The following is a 257-nucleotide window of genomic DNA, read 5'->3' as shown; positions in this document are numbered from 1 at the left end:
CTTTCCTGATACTGGGAAACAAGATCGACATCCCATACGCCGCGTCGGAGGAGGAACTCCGCTACTACCTTGGTCTGAGCAACTTCACCACCGGTAAGGGCAACGTGAACCTAGCCGACTCCAACGTGCGGCCTCTGGAGATCTTCATGTGCAGCGTCGTCCGCAAGATGGGCTACGGCGAAGGCTTCAAATGGATGTCCCAGTACATCAAATGAGAGGGGCTTCTGCTCCTCAATTGTCAATAGCAGCTGCTGCTC

The 257-nt window shown here is 54.9% G+C and carries 1 protein-coding gene; it reads left to right on the top strand.

Annotation, left to right across the window (positions count from 1 at the left end):
- The coding region (locus tag L9G74_RS24420; protein WP_238898753.1) for an ADP-ribosylation factor-like protein at window positions 1–215 on the top strand (215 nt) is incomplete at its 5' end.
- Window positions 216–257: the final 42 nt, after the last annotated feature.

This window comes from Shewanella electrica (assembly GCF_022321485.1).
In the GTDB taxonomy this organism is placed as follows: Bacteria; Pseudomonadota; Gammaproteobacteria; order Enterobacterales; family Shewanellaceae; genus Shewanella; species Shewanella electrica.
The sequence above is the reverse complement of the archived record's forward strand: the minus strand, read 5'-3'. Positions and strand labels throughout refer to the sequence as shown.